This is a genomic window from Streptomyces calidiresistens (assembly GCF_014141525.1).
GTDB lineage: Bacteria > Actinomycetota > Actinomycetes > Streptomycetales > Streptomycetaceae > Streptomyces > Streptomyces calidiresistens.
The window spans coordinates 1-825 of record NZ_VKHS01001357.1 but is presented as its reverse complement, the minus strand read 5'-3'; the positions used below and the strand labels follow the sequence as shown (position 1 = coordinate 825).

General features: G+C 80.8%; 1 protein-coding gene. It reads left to right on the top strand.

Annotated elements, in window-relative coordinates:
• On the top strand, nucleotides 1–825 hold an 825-nt coding region (locus FOE67_RS27295; RefSeq protein WP_182667489.1), incomplete at both ends, for an ROK family protein.

The following is an 825-nucleotide window of genomic DNA, read 5'->3' as shown; positions in this document are numbered from 1 at the left end:
GGGGGACGGGGACGGCGGGGGCGTCGTGCGGTACGCGGCCAACCTCGGCTGGCGGGACGTCCCCCTGGGCCGACTGCTGGCCGAACGCCTGGCCGGCATCCCGGTCGCCGTCGGGCACGACGTGCGGGCCGGCGGCCTGGCCGAAGGGCTGCTCGGTGCCGGTCGGGGTGCCTCCCGCTTCCTCTTCGTCGCCCTGGGCACCGGCATCGCCGGCGCCATCGGCATCGAGGGCCGGGTCGAGGCCGGCGCGCACAGCGGCGCCGGCGAGATCGGGCACATCGTGGTCCGTCCCGACGGTCCCCTCTGCGGCTGCGGGCAGCGCGGCTGCCTGGAGACACTGGCCTCCGCCTCGGCCGTGGGCCGGGCCTGGGCCGCCGCCTGCGGGGACCCGGCCGCCGACGCCGCCGACGCCGCCCGGGCCGTGGCGGCGGGTGACCCCCGGGCGCTGCGGGTGTGGCGGGAGGCCGTGGACGCCCTCGCCGACGGCCTGCTGACCGGGATCACCCTCCTCGACCCGGAGGTGGTGATCATCGGCGGCGGCCTGGCCCGCGCCGGTGACCTCCTCCTCGACCCGCTGCGCGGGGCGCTGCGCGAGCGGATCACCTTCCAGCACCCGCCGGCCCTGGTGCCGGCGGAGCTGGGGGACGCGGCCGGTTGTCTGGGCGCGGGGCTCCTGGCCCGCGCCCGGGTCGCGACCGACCGGCCCGCCCCGAAACCGACCCCGCCGGGAACGGGGGTTCCGGCGGGGTCCCGGGGGGCCGCCCCCGGGCCCGACACCCCCGCCGGGACCCGGCGGGGGCCCGACCTCCCCGCTCCCCGCACCAC